Source organism: Embleya sp. NPDC055664 (genome assembly GCF_053618075.1).
In genome coordinates, this window is the sequence record NZ_JBSHGZ010000004.1 from 242,638 (window position 1) to 262,942 (window position 20,305).

The 20,305-nt window shown below is 72.9% G+C and carries 12 protein-coding genes; 7 read left to right on the plus strand and 5 right to left on the minus strand.

All coding sequences use genetic code 11. The features are described 5' to 3' along the window. Nucleotides 1-65 precede the first annotated feature (65 nt). The 4 genes from ACWGR4_RS08930 to ACWGR4_RS08945 all read left to right on the plus strand — a co-directional run bounded on the left by ACWGR4_RS08930 (nt 66) and on the right by ACWGR4_RS08945 (nt 3,880). The gene (locus ACWGR4_RS08930; RefSeq protein ID WP_452133120.1) at nt 66-794 is read left to right on the plus strand and encodes a TetR/AcrR family transcriptional regulator; all 729 of its coding nucleotides are present in this window, start codon (nt 66-68) and stop codon (nt 792-794) included. Nucleotides 795-920: 126 nt separating this feature from the next. Continuing rightward, a complete protein-coding gene (locus ACWGR4_RS08935; RefSeq protein WP_379998176.1) occupies nt 921-1,160 on the plus strand; it encodes a DUF5302 domain-containing protein in 240 nt (79 codons plus the stop codon). Nucleotides 1,161-1,326: 166 nt separating this feature from the next. Continuing rightward, nucleotides 1,327-3,099, plus strand: a complete 1,773-nt coding sequence (locus tag ACWGR4_RS08940; RefSeq protein WP_452133121.1) for an FAD-dependent oxidoreductase — start codon at nt 1,327-1,329, stop codon at nt 3,097-3,099. Nucleotides 3,100-3,232: 133 nt separating this feature from the next. Beyond that, nucleotides 3,233-3,880, plus strand: coding sequence for a maleylpyruvate isomerase family mycothiol-dependent enzyme (locus tag ACWGR4_RS08945; RefSeq protein ID WP_452133122.1), 648 nt, complete (start codon nt 3,233-3,235; stop codon nt 3,878-3,880). Between the two features lie 27 nt (nt 3,881-3,907). Here ACWGR4_RS08945 and ACWGR4_RS08950 read toward each other — a convergent pair whose 3' ends face one another. Together ACWGR4_RS08950 and ACWGR4_RS08955 are read right to left on the minus strand one after the other, a co-directional pair. After that, complete coding sequence (locus ACWGR4_RS08950) at nt 3,908-4,495, minus strand: hypothetical protein (RefSeq protein WP_452133123.1); 588 nt, start codon at nt 4,493-4,495, stop codon at nt 3,908-3,910. Nucleotides 4,496-4,548: 53 nt separating this feature from the next. Beyond that, complete coding sequence (locus ACWGR4_RS08955; protein WP_452133124.1) at nt 4,549-8,094, minus strand: BTAD domain-containing putative transcriptional regulator; 3,546 nt, start codon at nt 8,092-8,094, stop codon at nt 4,549-4,551. 185 nt (nt 8,095-8,279) lie between these two features. On the opposite strand from ACWGR4_RS08955, the gene ACWGR4_RS08960 reads away from it, so the two are divergent. Both ACWGR4_RS08960 and ACWGR4_RS08965 read left to right on the plus strand, forming a co-directional pair. Beyond that, nucleotides 8,280-8,948 (plus strand): hemerythrin domain-containing protein, encoded by a 669-nt coding sequence (locus ACWGR4_RS08960; protein ID WP_452133125.1) that lies wholly within the window; start codon nt 8,280-8,282, stop codon nt 8,946-8,948. Nucleotides 8,949-9,041: 93 nt separating this feature from the next. Beyond that, on the plus strand, nt 9,042-9,587 hold the full coding sequence (locus ACWGR4_RS08965) for a YbaK/EbsC family protein (RefSeq protein WP_452133126.1): 546 nt from the start codon (nt 9,042-9,044) through the stop codon (nt 9,585-9,587). Nucleotides 9,588-9,673: 86 nt separating this feature from the next. Here ACWGR4_RS08965 and ACWGR4_RS08970 read toward each other — a convergent pair whose 3' ends face one another. From ACWGR4_RS08970 to ACWGR4_RS08980, 3 genes are all read right to left on the minus strand, one after another. Next, nucleotides 9,674-11,500 carry an amidohydrolase gene (locus ACWGR4_RS08970; protein WP_452133127.1) on the minus strand — a complete coding sequence of 609 codons (1,827 nt, stop codon included), beginning with the start codon at nt 11,498-11,500 and terminating at the stop codon, nt 9,674-9,676. Nucleotides 11,501-11,617: 117 nt separating this feature from the next. After that, nucleotides 11,618-13,468, minus strand: a complete 1,851-nt coding sequence (locus ACWGR4_RS08975; RefSeq protein WP_452133128.1) for an NAD-binding protein — start codon at nt 13,466-13,468, stop codon at nt 11,618-11,620. A 103-nt stretch (nt 13,469-13,571) separates the two neighbouring features. Further along, on the minus strand, nt 13,572-14,681 hold the full coding sequence (locus ACWGR4_RS08980; RefSeq protein WP_452133130.1) for a carboxylate-amine ligase: 1,110 nt from the start codon (nt 14,679-14,681) through the stop codon (nt 13,572-13,574). 479 nt (nt 14,682-15,160) lie between these two features. Between ACWGR4_RS08980 and ACWGR4_RS08985 the strand changes: the two genes are divergently transcribed. Beyond that, nucleotides 15,161-19,816, plus strand: a complete 4,656-nt coding sequence (locus ACWGR4_RS08985; RefSeq protein ID WP_452133129.1) for a hypothetical protein — start codon at nt 15,161-15,163, stop codon at nt 19,814-19,816. Nucleotides 19,817-20,305 lie beyond the last annotated feature (489 nt).

Sequence of the window (20,305 nt, forward strand, 5' to 3'; positions counted from 1 at the left end):
CCCCCGCCGGCCGCCGGGTGGCGGGCGTCATGCCATGCGCCGTCGAGAACCCCCGAGGAGGCCCCATGCCGAACAACGCCGTTTCCACGCCTCGTACGCTGAGCGCCATGGACGACGACCACGGGCCGAATCGCCGACGCAATCGCCGCGGCCAAGGGGCGCTGCTCCGCGACGACATCCTCGCCGCGGCGACCGACCTGATCGAGCGCGACGGCCACTCCGGCGACGTGACGCTGCGCCGGATCGCCCGGGAGGCCGCGATCACCGCGCCGTCGATCTACGCGCACTTCACCGATCTGGACGACATCCTCGACACGGTCCTCAACGGCTACTTCGACGACCTGCGCGCCGCCATCCTGGCCGCCTCGGGGGCCGAGGACACGCAGGCCCGCTCGCTGCTCGCGGGCTGCCGCGCCTACGCCCGGTTCGCGATGGAGCGCCCGGGCCGCTATCGGGCACTGTTCCACCGGATGCGCCCGGCACCAGAGGCATCGGAGGTGTCGGAGGCACCGGACGCGCCGAACCCGCCCGAGGCACCGGTCGCACCCCCGCCGCTGCCCAGGCTGCCCAGCCGCATGGACGTCTTCCAGACCCTCATCGACGCGATCGCCCGGACCCAGGCGGCCGGCCAGGCCGCCGGCACCGACCCGTTCCAGGACGCGCTGGCGGTCTGGGCCGCGATGCACGGCGCGGTGCTGCTGCGGATGACCGCGCCGGTCTTCGAGTGGCCGGAACTGGACACGTTCATCGACACCCTGGTCATCCGAACGGCGCAGGTCACCCATGTGGGCTGAACCGGTCCGTCACGGTCCGAATCGATCGCCGTTGTGGCCGTTACCGCAACCGGGCGTGCCATCGCGGGCCTCGACATGGAAGGGTGTCCTCACGGATCGCATCCAGTTCGAGAGCAGGAACGCACCATGGCTGACGAGACACCCGCGAACGAGACACCCGAGGAGACGGCCCCCGAGGCCGGCGAAGCCGCCGAGCCCGAAAGCGCCGAGGACGAGACCAAGCGCAAGTTCCGCGAGGCACTGGCCCGCAAGCGCGGCACCAAGACCGACGGCGCCGGTGAGAACCCCGGTGGCGACGGTTCGAAGATCCACGGTGCGCACGGGCCTGCGGCACAACAGCGCTCGTTCCGGCGCAAGAGCGGCTGAATCGACCCACCCCCGAACCGCGTCGGGCACGGGTCGACACACGGGCTCGACGCACGGGTCGCCACCCGACCGGACACACGGGTCGACACACGGGTCGGCTCGTCGAGGGGCTGCCTTCGCCGGGTTACCGGGGAGTAGGATCGCCGGGATCGCGAGATTTCACGGCATGCCTACTGCCCGCCCGGCGAAGGGTCCCCTCGTGTTCGACTACGACGTTCTGGTCATCGGCTCCGGATTCGGCGGCTCGGTCGCGGCGCTGCGGCTGACCGAGAAGGGCTACCGGGTCGGCGTACTCGAAGCCGGCCGACGGTTCGCCGACGCGGACTTCCCCAAGACGTCGTGGCAGGCCCACGACTTCCTGTGGGCGCCGGCGATCGGGCTGACCGGCATCCAGCGCATCCATGTGCTCAAGGACGTGGTGGTGTTGGCCGGGGCGGGTGTGGGCGGCGGCTCGCTGAACTACGCGAACACCCTGTACCAGCCGCCCCAGCCGTTCTTCGACGATCCGCAGTGGGGCCACATCACCGACTGGCGCGCCGAACTCGCGCCGTTCTACGCCCAGGCCGAACGTATGCTCGGCGTGGTGCGCAACCCGCACATGACGCCCGCCGACGAGCACATGAAGGCCGTCGCCGAGGACATGGGCGTGGGCGACTCGTTCCATCTCGCACCGGTCGGCGTGCTGTTCCCCGAGGAGGGGCAGCGGCCCGGCGAGGAGGTGCCGGATCCGTACTTCGGCGGGGTGGGCCCGAGCCGGACCACGTGCACCGAGTGCGGCTCGTGCATGACGGGGTGCCGGGTCGGGGCGAAGAACACGCTGCTCAAGAACTACCTCCACCTGGCCGAGCGGGCGGGCGCGGAGGTACACGCGGAGCGCACCGTGCGCCGGGTGCGCCCGCTGGCCGCGGGTCCGGACGGAGCGCCCGGCGGCTACGCGGTGGAGACGATCCGCAGCGGGCCGCCCACGACCGCCCGCGCGCCGCGTACCTGGACCGCCGAGCAGGTCGTGTTCGCCGCCGGCACGCTCGGCACCCAGCGGCTGCTGCACCGGATGGCGGCGGACGGTACGCTCCCGCGCCTGTCCCCTACGCTCGGCCGGTTGACCCGAACCAACTCGGAGGCTCTGGTGGGCGCGGTCGCGCCGACGACCGGGGTGATCGACGCGACGCGCGGGGTGGCCATCACGTCCTCGTGGCACCCGGACGCGGACACCCACATCGAACCGGTCCGCTACGGCAAGGGCTCGAACGCGATGGGGCTGTTGCAGACGTTCTTGACCGACGGGGACCGGCCCCGGGTACGGCAGTTGCTCGGCACGGTGGTGCGCGACCCGGCCAAGCTGAAATTCCTGAGCGTACGCAAGTGGTCCGAACGCGCGGTGATCGCCCTGGTCATGCAGTCCCGGGACAACTCGCTGACGGTGTACCGGAAGCGGGGCCTGTTCGGCCGCACCCGGATCACCACACGCCAGGGCCACGGCGAGCCCAACCCGAACTGGATCCCGGCCGGCCACGAGGCGGTGCGCCGTATCGCGACCCGCCTCGGCGGCGTGGCCGGCGGCTCGTGGGGCGACCTGGCCAACGTCCCGATGACCGCGCACATCCTGGGTGGTTGCGTCATCGGCGACTCGCCGGCCACGGGCGTGGTGGACCCGTACCAGCGCATCTACGGCCACCCGGGCCTGCACGTCCTCGACGGCTCGGCGGTCAGCGCCAACCTCGGCGTGAACCCGTCGCTGACCATCACCGCCCAGGCCGAACGCGCGACGGCCATGTGGCCCAACCGCGGCGAGCCCGACAAACGACCGGAGTTGGGCGAGCCCTACCGCCAAGTCCCCTACACCGCACCGGTGTCCCCGACGGTCCCGGCAGACGCCCCGGCGGCCTTGCGACTGCCGATCGTGGAGATCCGCTCGGGCCCTCGGCCGACGAAGGACTGACGGCGGGTCGGGCAGCGGGCGGGGCAGCGGGCTGCGAAAAAGAATTCTCCGCGGGCTGTCGATCCGGGCGTCGTGCGTTCGTCGTGTCGGTGTACGCGCCGAACGAGACGACACGACCCGAGGAGAGCCGGACATGGATCGCGACAGGATTCCTGCGTGGGTACGGGACGAGCGGCTCGGCCTCGCCGACCTCTTGGACGACCTGCGGCCGGACGACTGGGGCGTGACCTCGCTCTGCTCCGATTGGACGATGCACGAGTTGGCCGCGCATCTGACCACGTCGACGCGTACGACGGTGATGAGCATGATCCGAGGCGCGATCCGGGCCCGGGGCGACTTCGACCGGATGACGTCGCAGGAGGCCCGGGCGCTGGCCGTCAGGTTCACGCCGGCGGAGTTGATCGCCCAACTCCGCGAGACGGCCGGCTCACCGCGTCGCGCGCCCCTGACGTCCCCGCTCGACCCGCTCGTCGACGCGCTGGTGCACGGACAGGACGTGGCCCGGCCGCTGGGTCGAAGCCGCGAGATGCCCACGGAACAGGCGGTCGCGGCCGTCGGCCACGTGTTGGCCAGTCCGTTCTATGGTGCCCGGAAGCGGTGCCGGGGCACCCGCCTGGTGGCCACCGACGCGGACTGGTCGGCGGGTACCGGACCGGACGAGGTCCGCGGCCCGGTCGCCGAACTCCTCCTGCTGACCACGGGCCGCCCGGCGGGCCTGGCAGCCGTCACCGGCCCGGGCCGCGCCCGCATCGCGAGCGCGCTGTCGGGTGCATCCGCCTGACGCGCCACCGGTGGGGCCGCGGCCGGATCAGCCGCGGGCGATGCGGGCGCGGCGGGCCCTGGCCGCCTCCTCCTCGGTGTCGGTGTGGCGGGGGATCTTGACCCGCTTGAACACATTGAACTCCGCGCCGTCGGGCAGCCGCAGGACGCCGCCGTAGACGGGATTGCCCGCGAACAGCACCAGTTCGCTCAGGGGGTTGCCGGCCGCGTCGAACAGGAACCGCGCACCCCCGACATACGAGCCGATCGCACGCTTGGTCACCGGATCGAGCAGCACGAGCCGAAGCGTGGCGCGCACGCCCTCGCCCTGCCGCTCCAGGCGGTAGCCGTAGCGGCGCCACGGGTATTCGCGCAGTATCCGCTCCGCGGCGCGGACCGAGGCGTGACGGCGGGACAGCAGGATGCCGAGGTATACCGGAATCCCGCCCAGGGCGAAGAACGCGCCGAACGAGTCGTGGAAGACGACGGTCAACGTCACAAGCGCCGCCACGCCGAACAACATCGCCGCGTCCAAGCGGCGTTGCCGACGCCGTTGCCACTCCACCGACACGCGCGTCTGCGCATCGCCGAGCGCGGGTCGCTCGTCTTCCGCGGGCAGCCCTTCCGAATCCGACATCCTGGTCCTCCCCCGTCGACAGGACTTCGGATTCTGCCGGCAGCCGGGGCGGGTCAGCCGGTGGATGACCATTCTTCGGGCCGGCCCAGAGCCGAACGTGCCTGGTATGCCCAGTCGTTCGCTCCCCACGTGTCGGCGATGGCGGCGGCGCGGGTGAAGTGTTCGGTTGCTTCCTGTTCTCGGCCCAGGAAGCGGGCCAGTTCGCCCAGGGTCAGGGCCGGAGGGCGGATCGCGATGGACAGTCCCGCGCAGGCCGGGGGTGCTCCGGCCAGGGGGAGCAGGGTCGGGTAGAGCGCGGCGGCCTCCTCTCGTTCGTCGAGGGCGATCGCCGCCGTCGCGCGAAGCACGGACATCGGGGTGTGGAAGAAGTCCGGGCGGATCGGCTCGTTCAGCGCCCGCATCGCGCGGGCCTCGTCGATCCGGCCGGCGGCGGCCATCGCGAGCGCACACAGATCCGCCGCGAACGGGCCGAACGTCGCCAGCATCTGCGGTGCCTCTTCGGCGAGTTCGCCGATCCGGCCCTGTCCGAGCCGGATCGTGGACACGGCCACCCACCGGAACCCGAACGCGTGCGGCGAACCCTGGGCGATCATCGGCTCGATGGCCCGGTGATAGCGCTCCTCGGCCTCCTCGTGGCGGCCCGCGATGTGCGCGAGGGTGGCTTGTGCGAGGGCGCCGACACCGATCGCCTCGGGCATCCGGTACGCCTCGGCGATCGCCGCGCTCTCCTCGACCAGGCGCCGCGCGGTCGCGGGGTCGTTGCGGTCGGCCGCCGTCGTGGCCAGGTTGAACCGGGCGTACCAGCCGTAGACGGGCAGGTCGTATTCGTCGGCCAGGTCCCGGAGTTCGGTCGCCGCCGCGTCCCGGGCGGCCTGCTCCGACAGCCGGCCCAGATTGGCCGCCAGCGTGGCCAGGGTCAGGCCGCGCAGGTCGGGATCGCCGAGTTCGCGGGCGAGCGCCACGGCCTCCTCGGCGAGCGCGCGCGGATCGGGGACAATGTTTTCCTCGGACACCTCGGACGCGTATGCCTCCAACAGCCGGCAGCGGATCTCCGGGGGCGAATCGGTACGGGCCGACAAGCGGCGCAGCGCCGCCACGACGGGCTCGTCCAGGACCCCGTACGGCCGGCGCTGCCACGGGGTGGGCACGGTCCAGGCGGTGAACGCGGCGACGACGAGGTCGTCCCGGCCCGCCGCCTCGGCCGCCTCGAAGGCGAGTTGCCGGGTGCGCCGGGCGCCCGAGACGTCGCCGGCGCGGACCCGGGCGCGCAACAACCGGCCGTACAGGTCGGCCCGTTCGGCGTCCCGGTCACCGGGGATGGCCGCCGGGACGCGGTCCAGGCATTCCAGGGCGCGGGCGAGCAGGTCGACGGCGGCGTCGTGGGCGAAGCGGCGTTCGGCCAACTCGGCGGCGGCGATGTGTACTTCGACGGCCCGGGCGGCGGTGGCGGCGCCGACGCCGTGGCCGTGGTGGTGGGCGAGGGCCGACACGTCGTGGGTGCCGAGGCGTTCCAGGGCGGCGGCGATCCGGGTGTGCATCCGGGTCCGGCGCAGGCCGCTGAGGTCGGCGGCCATCGTGTCGCGGACCAACGCGTGCACGAACCGGACCCGGCCGGGGGCGGGTTCGGTGAGCAGGCCGGCGATCAGGCCGGCGTCGAGCGCGTCCAGCACGCCGCCCTCGTCCACCTCGGCCGCGTCGACCAGGACGTCCACGTCCGCCTCACGCCCGACAATCGAGGCCAGGCGCAGGACGGCGACGGCGGGATCGGGCAGCCGTGCCAGCCGGCGGCGCAGCACGTCGCGGACCCCTTCGGGGACGTCCGACAGCGCGACGAGGGCGCCCTCGCTGTCCAACAGGCGGGCGCTCTCCCGGAGATAGAAGGGGTTGCCGCCGGTACGCTCGGCCAGCGCGGTGAGGGTGGCGGCGTCGACGGCGGTCTGCGACACCGAGGCCACCACGCGGGCGGCGGCGTCCGCCGACAGCCCACCCAGCGCGAGCCGCACCGGCGACCGGCGGGCGAGATCCGCCAGCGTCTCGGTCAATCTGCCGTCGACCTCGTCGGGCCGATAGGCGGCGACGACGAACAGCCGTACCGGCGCCTGCTTTCCGTCGGCCGCCCCCGTCGTCCCGGCCTCCGCTCGGACGCCGGCGGCGAGCAGGGCCAGGGTCTCGGCGTCGGCCCGGTGCAGGTCGTCGAGCACGACGGTCAGCGGTCGGCGTCGGGCGACGTCCGTCAGCCAGGCCCAGACCGCGCGGTGCAACCGGAATCGCCCTGCCGAGGTGTCGGGACCGGGCCCGCCGGCCGCATCGTCGGCCAGCAACGGCGCGAGCGCGTCGAGGAGTTCGTCCGGCGGCGGCTCGATCGCGGCGACCGCGCGCAGGGCCTCGACCCAGGCCCACGCGGGCGGCGCACCGTCGACCTCGGGGCAGCGCCCGGTGGCCACGAGCCCGCCGTCCCGCTGCAGTTCCGCACCGAGTCGGCCCAACAGCGCGGACTTCCCCAGTCCGGCCTCACCGGTGACCAACGCGGCCCGAACCCCGCCTGCCGCGGCCTCCCGAGCCGCCCGAAGCAACGCGGCCAACTCCTCGTCCCGCCCGACGAAGGTCTCGCCGGGACCCGAGCCGGGATCGGAAGCGACCTCGGAACCGAAACCGGACCCGACCTCGGAACCGGAGCCGGAACGCATCTCGGAGCCGGGATCGAAGCCGAGGCCAAAACCGCCCCCGGAGCCCGGACCGGGTCGAGGAGTGGACGCGAAGCCGGTCCCGGTCCCAGCCCCGGCTTCCACCGATTCGCCGACACCGAAGCCCTCACCCCCCGACCCCACCGCCGCCCGCAGCACCTCCATCCGCTGCCCCAGGATCGCCTCCTCGACCTCCGTCAACGCCGGCCCCGGGTCCAGGCCGACATCGTCCGCCAGCACCGCGCGGGCCCGCCGGAGGGTGGCCAGGGCGTCGGCCTGGCGGTGGCTCGCCCACAGCGCCAGTGCGTGCAGCCGCCAGCCCTCCTCGCGCAGCGGGGCCTCGCGGGTGAGGCGTTCGGCGTCGACCGCCGCGTCCGCGGGGTCGCCGGTGCGCAGGCCGGCGGTGATGTGCAATTCGCGGGCGCTCAGGTGTAGTTCGGCCAGTCGCGCGGCCTCAGCGACGGCCCACGGCTCGTCCGAGGCGGCGGCGAAGGCCGGTCCGCGCCACAGCGCCAGCGCCGTTTCGACCAGCTTGCGGGCCTCGGCGGGATCGGCCTCGACCCGCTCGCGCGCGGTGTGGAGCAGGCGTTCGAAGCGCCACGCGTCCACCGCGTCGTCCGGCAGTCGCAGTGCGTAGCCGGGCGCCGCGCTGATCAGGATCGTGGCCGGCGCCCGGCGCGGCCGACCGGGTTCGAGCAGCCGGCGCAGGTTGGACACGTACGCCTGGAGCGAGGTGACCGCCTGCGTGGGCGGCTCGCCGCGCCACAGGTCCTCGACCATGCGGTCGATCGACACGACCCGGCCGCGCGCGACCGTCAGGAGCGCGAGTACCGCACGCTGCCGCGGACCGCCCAGGGGCACGGTCACGTCCGCCACCTCGGCCTCGAACGGGCCGAGCACGCGCAGGTACACCATTCCGACCCCAACCCGAATTCGTCGATGTCCGCCCCGGCGACCACCCGTACCGGTCCTGGGACAACCCGACCGGGCCGCTCCATGTTCCTTCCAGGTGCCTTCCAGGATTGTTCCAAGACGGCGGGACGAGGCTTGCACCACTCCCCACGACGACGGGTCGGGGGTCGCCGAAAGGGATCATCGCCATGACCACCACCCCCATCACCCCCGCGCAGGCCGGCTTCGACACCCGCGAGATGGTCGTCATCCACCGCGGGTTGCGGCGCGAATCGCGGCTGCTGATCGAGCTGATCGGCGCGGTCGAGCCGGGCGACACCGCCCGTGCCAAGGTGCTCGCCGAGCACTTCGACCTGTACCGCCTCGGCCTGCACGGCCACCACACCGGCGAGGACGAGCTGCTGTGGCCGCCGCTGCTGGCCCGCGTCGACCTGGAGGCCGAGCTGGTGTTGCGGATGGAGGCCCAGCACGAGCGGGTCGCCGGTTCGCTGGCCGTCGCCGAGCAGTTGGCCGGCGCCTGGGCGGCGGGCGCCGGGGTCGCCGAACGCGACGCGCTGGTCGCGGCACTCGTCGAACACCGCACGGCGCTGATCGAACACCTGGACGACGAGGAGACCGAGCTGCTGCCGCTGGCCCAGCGCCTGCTCACCGCGGCGGAGTGGCACGCCATGGGCGAACACTTCGTCGAGTCCACGCCCAAGCCGCAGATCCTGCTGCTGCTCGGCATCGTGCTGGAGGACGCGACGGAGCAGGAGCGGGCGCAGATGCTGGGCGGGCTCCCGCTCCCGGCCCGGCTGATCTGGTACGTGATGGGCCGGCCGATGTACGCCCGCATGGTCCGCCGGGTCCGCGGCTGACCCGGGTGCGTGGCATCCTCCGCGCCCGGGACCGGGTACCGCCACGGGGCCCGGGTGCGCGCATCGCCGCGTCGGGTGCGTTTGGATGGGTCCATGACCACCGCACTCGACCTGCATCCCGCCCTGACCCGACCCGAGTTGCTCGCGGAGCCCGTGGCCCGCGCGCTGGCCGGTTGGCCGCCCGCGTCCGCCGAGTTGGTGAAGGTGGCCGCGATCGATCCGGAACTGGCCGACACCGCCGCGTTCTGCGACCGCTACGACGTGGCCCCGGCCGACAGCGCCAACTGTGTGGTGATCGCGGCCAAGCGCGGCGGCACCGTCGGCTACGCGGCCTGCCTGATCGCCGCCACGACCCGTGCGGACGTCAACGGCCTGGTCCGCCGCCGACTCGACGCGCGCAAGGCCTCGTTCGCGCCGGTGGACGTGGTGTTGGCCGCGACCGGCATGGAGTACGGGGGCATCACCCCGATCGGCCTGCCCGCCGACTGGCCCGTGCTGATCGACGCCGCCGTCGCCGCACATCCGGGCGTCGTGGTCGGATCCGGGATCCGGGGCTCGAAGTTGTGGGTCCCGGGTCGGCTGCTGGCCGACCTCCCGGGCGCGGAGGTCGTCTCGGACCTCGGCGTCCCGATCGCCTGACCGAAGCCGGAGCCCACGCGTACGCCCCGCCCTGCCCGAGCACGATCACGAGCCGGGCAGGGCAGCCCGCGTACCGCAGCCGAACGTCAGCAGTGCGGCGCGAAGAGGTTCAACCCCACGCCCTCCGGAATCGGGGCCGACGCCGAATCCCCCGACGGCGGCGGCGGGTGGACCGTCCGCCCCGCCTTGATCGTCTCCTCGATCGTGATGCCGGCGATCTCCGTCCCCGGCACGGTCACCGGATTCGCGCTCAGGATTACCAGGTCGGCCAGTTTGCCGACCTCGATGGTGCCCTTCTCCGCCTCCTCGCCGTACTGGTAGGCGGCATTGACCGTGATCGAGCGCACCGCGTCCAGGCCCGACACGCACTGGTGTGCGCCCAGCGTCTCGCCGCTGCGGGTGAGCCTGGTGACCTGGCTGGACAGGATCGCGATGGAGCTGGGCCGGGCGACGGGCGCGTCGTGGTGGGAGGTGTAGATCATGCCGCGCTCCAGCGCCCACCGGGCGGGCGAGATGTCCACCGCGCGTACCGGTCCGAGGACGGTTTCGTAGTACCAGTCGCCCCAGTAGAACGTATGCATGGAGAAGAACGACGGGATGATGCCGAGCAGGCGGAACTGCTCGATCTGGTCCTCACCGGCCGTCTGGCAGTGGATGCCGGTGGTGCGCCGATCGCCCGGTCCGGCCTCCTCCTCGGCGGTGCGTACGCAGCGGATCAGCTGCGCGATCGCCGCGTCGCCGTTCACGTGCGCGATCACCTGCCAGCCGTGTTCGTAGCCGGCGCGGACCTGGTCGAGCGCGACTTTCTCGTCGAGCGCGGCGTAGCCGCGATAGTCCTTGTCCATGCCGTCCGGCGGGGTGGTGTAGGGCTTGCGCAACCACGCGGTGCGGCCCTGCGGGGAGCCGTCCAGGACGAGCTTGATGCCGGCGGCGCGCAGGCCGTTGTCGTACTCCCGGCTCACCCGGACCAGTTCGGGCCGCTCGATCGCCTCGGCCGCCTTGACGTAGACCACGACGTCCAGGGGCAGACCGCCGGGTGTGGCGTCGGCGACGTCCCGCAGTTGGCCCAGTACGTCCAGTTCGGCGGCGCCCTCCTGGACCGTGGTGAAGCCGTAACTCGCCGCCGCGGCCAATCCCTTGGCCAAAAAGCCCGCCTTGTCCCGGTCGGCCATACCGAAGATCGCGTGCCCGGCGGCGGGGTTGAACGCGGTCTCTTCGAGGACACCGTCGGGTTCACCGTACGGCGGCACCGACATGTCGCCGCGACGGATCACCCCACCCGGCGGATCCGGCGTCTGTGCCGTGTAGTTCAGCAGTTCCAGGCCCTTGCTGTTCACCGCGCCCAGGTGGAACGACTGGTGGATGGCCAACACGGGCCGTTCCAGCGAGACCTCGTCCAGGTCCGCCCGGGTGGGGTGGCGCCGTTCGGCGAGCCGGGAATCGTCGTAGCCGAAGCCGATGATCCAGGTGGAGCGCGAGCCGATCTCGCTCACCGCGAACTCGCCCAGTTTGCGCTGGATTCCGGCGATATCCTCGACGTCCCCGTCGGGCTCACCGAGCAGGTCGGCGATGCTCTCCTGAAGTCCGGTGCCGACCACATGCCCGTGCGGGTCGATGAAACCGGGAAGCAGCGCGCTCCCGCCCAGATCGCGCATGCGCGTCCCGTCGCCCTGCCATTGCGCACACGCCTGGTCCAGGTCACCGACGAAGACGATCCGCCCATCCTTGACCGCGACCGCCTCCGGCCGTGGATCCGGTGACCTGGGACCGGCCGCCGGGCCGGCGACCGTCTCGATCTCACCGCCATGGAAGATCGCATCGGCCGCGCCCGACCCGGTCGGCGGGGATTCCTCGGTCACCACACAGCTCACCCGATCCTTCGCCGACTCGCCGGCCCACGGACGCGCCGACACGATGCCGGCATCGCCATGCAGTCTGACGGTGACGGATCGTGACAATGAAGATCGAATCCGGCCATTCTTCGAATTCCCTTCCCTGCCGGCACGATTCCGGCGCGGCTCAGGCCCGCGCTACTCGGGCCCGCGCCCGGGCCCGCCGCCCGGTTCGCTCGGCTCCCGGTCGGCCCGGCTCACGTCCTCGCGCAGGAGTTCGGCCAACCCCTGGCGGGTGGCGGCCAGGATGACGCGATCCGTCGGCAGCAGCCGGTGGTCCGAGGGTGGTACGGCGACCGACCGGCCCGCGCCGGGCGACGCGGCGACACCGGGCGCGGGCGACTCGGTCGTGTCCAGGGCCAGGACCCGCCGGCGGCCCGCCCGAAACGATTCCGCGACGGTGTGGCCCTGGAGTTCGGGGTGGCCCGCGATGTCGACCGCCGCGAACAGCAGCACCTCGCGCTCCACCGAGATCGCGCCGAGGATCTGTCGCCCCATCAGCGCGCCCGCGAACGCCGGTGCGGACAACGACGACACGCTGCGGCTGCGGGTGCGCGCGAGTGGATAGGACCGGCGCAGCGTCCCGTTCACGGACTTGGCGAAGTCGTCGTCGAACAGCCGCAGCACCACCCGTAGTTCGGGATCCACCTCGCGGGCGTACAGGACCGCCTCCAGGTTGATCGCGTCGTCGCTGGTGAGCGCGAGCAGGGCCCGGCTCGTCTCGATGTGCGCGGCCTCCAGAACCCCTTCGCGGGTCACGTCACCGATCACCAGCGGTACCCGCCGGGCGTGTGCGGTCGCGACGCCGAGTGCCTGCGGGTCGCGTTCCACGCACACCACCGGTATGCCCAGGTCGCACAGCCGATCCAGCACCCGCGTACCGATCTTGCCCAGTCCGAGCAGCACCACGTGATCGGCGATGGCACGCGGTGGCGGTCGCTGGATGGTCGCGGTACGGAACGTGCCCAGGCTCTCCAGTACCACCGCGAACAGCAGTGGCAGCAGCGCCATCCCGGCCATTGCGGACAGGACCTGGAGGATCTGGCGCCCGGCGTTCTCCCCGATCGCGGGATCGCCCATCCCGAACACGTCCAGGATCGAGCGGTACGCGGCGCGCATCGGCGGATCCCGGGTGACCCACCACGTCAGCCCCGCGAACACGAACAGCAGCGCCACCAGGCCGACCACGGCATAGCGCAGCCGGCGCGGGAAGAGAGTGGCCACCGGCAGCGCCTGGGGCATCCGGGGGCGGTTGACGGGTGGCCCGGCGGCCTCGGCGAGGCCGATCGCCTCCAGTACGGTCCGCCCCCGGGCGGCCCCGGCCGCGACCACGTCGGCCTCGTCCGGCAGCAGATCCGGGCTGCCCCCGGAGCCGTCGGCGGCCAGTGCGAGGGTGTGCAGGCACGGCGCCGGATCGGGTTCGGCGGGCGGCCGCTCGGCCACCCGCAGCAGCAGTCCGTCGGCCTGAACCACCTTGTCCGCGCCGGAGATCGCCGCCGCGACCAGCGCGGGTGTGGCGGTGTCCGCGTCGGAGAGCACGGTGGTGGTCACGTCCCGGGCCGATCCGTCGGCGGCCCGGGCCGCCGCCCGATCCAGCAGGTCCTCCAGATGCCGGCCCAGTTTGCGGTTGTACAGCCGCACCACCAGGCGGATCCGCGGATCGAGACGGCGCGCCCGTAACGCCGCGTGGATGTTGGCCCGGTCGTCGCGATACACCAGCGCCAGTGCCGCCGCGCCCGGGACGCCCGCGGAGCGCAGCGCGTCGTCGTCCGGTTCGGCGGCCTCGACCACCGCCACACCGCCGGCCCGGGCGAGATCGTCGATCTGGGGGCCGTGATTGCGGTGCACCGAGGGCAGCAGTACGGTCACGTGCTCCCCGTAGACGCGGGCCAGTTCGTAGGAGAGTCGTTGCGCGAGCGCGTCGTCGCCGCACACCACCAGGTGTCCGGTCCGAGGCGCGGGAGTCGGGTGGTGCGGAGGAGTCGACACACCCCCACCCTGCCCGCCGGGCCGTCCCCCGTCAGCCCCTTTCTTCCCGGCCGTACCCCACCGAGCCCCCGACCGAGCCCCCTGCCGCCGGCGCCGGCGCGCCCTAGCTCGGCGAAGTGTCCGAGATCAGCAGGTCCATGACGCTCTGCAGCCCCCCGGCGGCGAACGCCGCCCGCTGGCGATCGGCCCCGGTCCCCTCCAGGATCATCCGGTCCACCAGCGCGAACACCTGGGCGGTGTCGCCGAATTCGTCCAGCACCGGGGCGACGTGTCGCAACAGCTCGCCGACCAGGTCCCCCGCGTCGATCCGCCGGGCGGCGCCCGCCGGCCCCACCGGTCCGAACAGTTCCGCTTCCAATCCGTCGCGCGCGGCCATCCAGCAGGCGGCGCGCAGCAGTTCCTGGTCGGGCGCGGCGTACGGCGCCTTCTCGTCGTGCTGTTGCAGCGCGGTCACCACCAGAGCCCGCACCAGGCCCGCCAGCATCACCGCGTCGTCCGCCCGCAGTTGCACGTCGGGGCAGCGGATCTCGATGGTCGGGAAGCGCTCGGACAACCGCACCTGCCAGTACACCTGTCCCCGATCCAACATCACCCCCACCGCGAGCAGCGCGTCCACCCGCCGCTCGTACTCCTCCAGGTCCACGAACACCGGAGGTTGCCCCTCCACCGGCCACCGCGCGTAATGAATCGTTCGCCAGCTGGCGAACCCGGTGTCCATGCCCTGCCAGATGGGCGAGTTGGCGCCCATCGCGACCAACACCGGCAACCAGGGCCGGATCCGGTTGACCACTTGCACGCCGGTCTCCCGATCCGGCACGGCGACGTGTACGTGCATCCCGTGGATCAGTTGCACGTCGGCCAGCCGCCGGGCGTTGGCTCGGATCGCCAGATAGCGCGGGTGTTCGCTGATCTCCATCATCTTCCCGTTGCCCACGGGCGCGGTCCCGCAGGCGATCATCCGGCAGCCGCTGCGTTCGGCCGCCGCCGACAGTTCCCCGCGCATGCGATGCAGGTGTCCGCCGATCTCGTCGAGCGAGTTGCAGACGGGGGTCGCCACCTCCAACTGCGCCTTGAGCAACTCGGGTTGTACGTCGCCGACACCGAGACCGGGCCGCAGGCACGCCTCGGCGCGGACCCGTTCCGCCGCCGGCGCCGGTAGACCGCTGACGGGGTCCACGAGCAGGTACTCCTCCTCGACACCCAGGGTGGTGATCACCGAACCGTCCTTTCGAGCGGGCGCGAACCCGCCGGGCAGGGCCTCCACCAGGACCTGACCCACCGGCGGCCGGTACGCGCCACGACCCGTGCCCCGGTACCCCGTAGCCCTCGGGAATATCCCCGAACCCCACACGGTGCGGCATCGCGACCCACGACGTGCTCGACCAAGATCCGGACAGGTCGTATTACTTGGGAGGACTCGATCGGTTGTACCCGTAACCACCACAGGTCGACACGTCCGGCCGGGTCGGGACCGATGGGGGGCCGGGGGTGGGGGCGGTGTGGGGCGCTGCTCGGGGTCGGTTCGGGGCCGCGGTCGGGGCCGGGTGTGGCGGGGTCGGCGCGCCCGATGTCCGGCCGTTGTGATGGGGTGGATCCCGGTAGCCGAACAGGTGAGTGTGGGGGCGTGTGGTGTCTGGGGTTCAGGTCGCGAACAAGGCCTTGCTGGTCGGACTTTTGTTCGAAGGGGCGGCGGTGGGCGACCTCGGCCGCGTCCGTCATCGTCTCGGCGACGAGGTGATCGCCACCCTGCTCACCGACAAACGACTCACCCCGCGCCTGCGCTCGTTGGCCGCGCTCGACCCCGATCCGTGGGTCCGGCGGGCCGTGGCGGCCAACTCGTCGGCGCTGACCGCGGCCGATCTGGGCGCGCTGCTGGAGCAGCCCGATCCCGTGGTCGATCGCATCGTGTACGCGCACCCCGAGGCGACCGCGTGGATGCGCCGGGTGGTGCTCACGCCGGGCCGGTATCCCGACGAACCGCACCCGTTGGCCGTGTTGCACGCGGAACTGCTCGCGCTGTCCGCCGAATCCGCGCTGCCGCGCCGGTTGGGCGCGGCGGTGGTGGCCGATCGGCCGGAGTTGGTCGTGCACACGTTGCGGGTGTGCGTCGGGACGTTGACGGTCGCCGAGGAGCTGAGGGGGTTGCTCTCGCTGCAACGGTTCGGTGGAGAGGGGCTGTTGGCGGAGGCGGCGCGATATGTACGGCCCGAGGTCGCCGCGCTCGCGGGGTCGGGTACGGAGGGGTCGGCCGAGGCTGGGGTGGGCGGCGCGGATCTGGCCGCCGCCGTAGCCGAGGCCGAGGGAGCCGTGGGGCTGATCGCCGAGTTGCGGGCCGGGATCCGGCCGACGACCTGGCGGCGCGGGGTCGACTGGGCCGCGGTGACCGAGGCGCATCGGGACGAGCCGCTGCCGGAGGCGATCGCCGTGGTGCTCGCCGCCGACGCCGAGTGTCCGGAGGAGCTGCTCGTCGCGCTGTACAGGGCGCATCCGACGGCGGTCGGCCCGGTGGCCCGGCCGGCGGCGGCCGTACTGCGCGCGGCGATCGACCTGCCCAAACACCCGGCGCTGGCCCGGATCGCCGTGCTCACCCGCGACTGCGCCGCGCCCGCCGACGTGGCGCGGATCATCCACGAGGTGACCCCCGCCCGGACCGCCGTGGCCACCCTGCTCGAACTCCCCGAGCACACCGAGCTGCGCGACCTGCTGCACCGTCACCTGGGCGCGCACGCCGACCGCTGGCACACGCTGCGCACCGCGCTGCCCCGGTACCGCGCGACGCTGCCCGCGTTGGTGGCCGAGATCGCGGCGGGCACCGTCACCGCACCGGCGGAACCGGTCGGCGGCCCGCCGCCGACCCTGACCAAGCCCTACCGCTACCTGCTCACCGCGGCCGACCCCGACGACCTGCGCGAGGTGTTGCCCGCGCTGCCCGACGCGCTGGTCCGCGACCTGCTCTCCAGCGGCTCGCTGCCGCGGCGCGTGCACGAGGCGGCAATCGCCTCCACCGACCCGCGAGCGTGGGAGGCGTTGGCCCGCAACATCGGCCTGGACGTCCGCGAACTGGCCCGCTTGGTCGACAAGCGGGTCCCGGCGGTGGACGCCGCGGCGTACATGAGCATGCGCTCGACCCCGTCGCTGCGCCGCACCATCGCCCGCCGCACGCCGCTGGACCCGGGCCTGCGCAGGGAACTCCTCGCCGGCGGCGACCGCCGTACACTGCTGCCGCTCGTGGCCTGCGGCGAACCCGAACTGGCGGCTAGAGCCCTGGAGTTCGGGTGCCGCAAGATCGCCCAGCAGTACGCGTACATCCAGGTCTGGGAGCGGCACGGCCCGGAGGGCGTCCGCGAGTTGCTGGCCGCCGCCGGCAAGGGCACCGCCGCGCAGATCCGCAAGCGGGTGGAGGCAGCGCTCAAAGCCGAGGACGGCCTGGCCGACCTGCGCGCGAGCGGTGAGCCGTACGACGATCCGGCCACGCTGCCGAACCGCTTCCAGACCCGGACCAGTCGAACCACCGTGCGCGACCTGGTCCACGAGCCGTACGCGCACGACTTCCCGCTGCTGATGGCGGCCAACCGCACGGAGCCGTTCGCGTACGAGGCGCTCGACGACCTGATCCGGCACGAGGACGCCACCGACGCGGATCGGGCCGCGCTGCAACTGGAGTTGGTCAACTTCCTGCGCGGGTACGACCGTCGTGCGGTCGACATCTCACCGCAGGAGTGGCTGCGCACCAAGGCGTTCAACCGCGACGAGGACTGGGCCGACGCGGCGGTCGAGAACGGCCTGCTCGACCCGGCGCACCTGGTGGACATCGCCTATCCGGCGCATGCGGTGGTCGCGAGCATCAACCGCATGAGCCCGACCCTGGTCGTGGACCCGATGCGGGAGCGGCTCACCGAACTGACTCGGGATCACCTCGCGGGCCACACCGAGGCGTTGGCGATCGCGGTGGGCCTGGTCGAGGAGTTCAACGGCTCGCTCGCCGAACTGGTCACGCTGGCCGGGCAGGCGGCGGGCCCCCGGCCGGACGCCGAGGAGGTGGCCCGGGCCGACGCCGCTGCCCTCGCACAGGCCCGGCGCGAGGCGGCCGAGACCGCGCTGACCGCATCGGTGCCGGCGACCGCGGATCCGGCGACGCCGGCGGCGAACGCACGTCGGGGCCGGGAGCGGACGACCGAGCCCGACCGCACCTCGCGCCTGGTCGCGGTGGACCTGCTGCGCACGCTGGCCGGGGCCGCCGCCGGCGACCCCGAGGCCGCGCCCGTGCCCGACGATCCGGCCGTGCTCGCCGCGCTGGCCTCGCTGTCGACGTTCGACGCGCCCGGCTACGAGTATCCGAGCTGGCTGTACGAGGCGTGCTTCGCGAGCAAGTCGGTCGAGCCGCGGGTGGCCCTGGGACGCCGGGTGTTCGACGAGTCGGTCGCCAACGACCTGATCGACCTGGGCGAGCCGGAGGTGCTGGGCGCGCTCGGCGAGAACAAGGGCCTGGAGAAGCCGACGGCGGACCGGGTCGCCGCGATCCTGGCGGGCACGCCGACCGATCGCCCCGCGCAATACCCGTCCCGGGACACCTGGCCGAGCGCGGCCGCACCGACCGCGTTCTTGCGCTGGATCCGTGAGTACTTCGAACAAGGCCGCGGCGGTGGCGGCGAATACCTCGCCGAGGGCGCCTACCGGCACGGCATCGTCGGGCCGACCGACATCCTCGGCATCCTCCCGACCCGGGCACTGACCCCGCTGCCCCGAAAGTGGCGACACCGAATCGTGGCGGACCCGATCAAGCGGGCGGTCGGCACGCTGGTGGCCGACCGACTGGGCGTGGACCCGGATCGGTGGTTGCGGGCGCTGACGGCGATGGGGACGGCGGGGGATCGGCCGATCGGGGAACTCCTGGATGCGGCGGTGGGGTCCGGGTCGGGGGCGGTGGCCGGGTCCGTCGTGGAGGCGGAGGCGGGCCTCGGGACCGTCGCGGAGGCGGAGACGGAGACGGATCGGGAGGCCGCTTGGCAGCGTCTCCAATCCCCGCACACGATCGAGGCCGCGGTGGTGCACGAGGCCGAATGGCGAATCCGGCGCGCGTGGCGGTGGCCGGCCGCCGATCTCCTGCTGCACGCCTCGCCCGAGGCGCTGGTGGCGATCCTGCCGCGACTCGGCCCGCACGCCTACCCCTCGCTGTGGGCGTACTCGCGGCACGTCGAGCACTCCTCCCGAGCGCTGGACGAGTACCCGTTCCTCGCCAACGACCGCGTCGCGCTGCGGATCGTCGCGACCCACACCGAGAACCCCGTGCTGCTGAAGCGGCTGTTGAGCCTCGACGACCCCGAACTCAACCGCGACCTGTACGGCTCGCCCCTGGAGGACGAGGGCGCCTCGATCCGACGTGTGGTGCTCTCCCGGGTGCCGCAGGGCCGGCCCACGACCGGCCCCGACGATCTGCTCGCGCTCGACCCGGATCTGCGCGCGCAGTTGCTGATGGACCACCGGCCCACCGCCTCGCTCGTGTCGGCGCTGCGCCTGAAGGTGGAGGCGGCCGACCCGGAGGTGGTCGAGCACGCGCTGCGCCAACTCGGCCGAAAGCTCTCGCTGTTGGACCGGCTCATCGGTGTCCGCGGCCTGCTGCGGCACGGCGGCGCGGACCGGATCGGGGCCTTGGTCGAGGAGGGCGTACTCGGTGCCACGGCCGGCCGGTTGGTGGCCAAGGCCCTCACCGATGCCGACCCCGACGCGACGCTCACCGCCCGCATCGACCGCGAGCGGGGCGGCGACAAGTTGGTCGCGAAGCTGCGCCGGTGCGCCGGTGTGGCCGACACGGACGAGGCACTGGACCTGCCGTACATCCAGGACTGGGACCTGATCCTGGCCGAACACGAACGAGAGCCCTTCCCGGGGCAGGTCCTGAGCCGCCTCGTCCTCCACCGCGAGTCCCCCGCGAGGCTCCTCGAACTCGGCCCGGTCGACGTCGGCGCCGCCCGCCGCTCCGCCCTCCTCGACCCCGCACACGCACTCGCCTCGATCTCCTCCGGCCAATCCTCCCTCGGCGACGCCAAGTGGTACGCCCACATGGACGACCTGGTCACGAGGGGCCACATCACCGGAAGGGACCTGGTCCACAAGGCCAGAGGCGCCGCCACGATCCTCCGCTGGATAGCCGAATCCACCCACCGCCTCGAGGCCCCCACCCAAATCCACAGGGCCGGCCACGAAGCCCAAACGGAAATCACTTCCATCCTGACGACGAGCAAGCCCGAATGGCCCCACGTCTACGCAGCCCTGACAGCCCAAGACCCGACGTGGCATGCGGAGTCCCCGAACTCAACCATCCACAACCTGCTGACACGCACCGTGTAGCGGGAGCGGAGGGGCCGGCGGGGCCGGAGGGGCGACACGGGAGGGCGGTCGAGTCCGGTTCACCGGCCGCCTTCCCGAGTGGGCCGGGATGCTCCCGACGCACGGTGCGCTTGTGGTTGCGGGACCGGGTGGTGCGGGGCTGGTCTGAGTCGGTGGGGGGCCGTTGCCCGGGGTGGGGGCTTCGGGGTGTGGGGTTTCGTCGGGGGTGGGTGCCCGGGTCGGGGTGAAAGGCGACCAGCGGCGGGTGGCGGGGTGGGGGGTCGGGTTGGGTTCCGCCGGGCTTGCGTTGTCGGGTGGGTCGGGTTTGTTTCGGCGTGCGTTGCGCTTGGGGTTGCGGGCCGGCTGGTGTGGGGTTGGTCCGGGTCGTGGGGTTGGCCGGCGCCGGTGGGGGCTTCGGGGTGTGGGGTCTCGTCGGGGGTGGGTGCCCGGGTCGGGGGAAGGGCGACCAGCGGCGGGTGGCAGAGGAGGGGGCCGGGTCGGGTTCCGCCG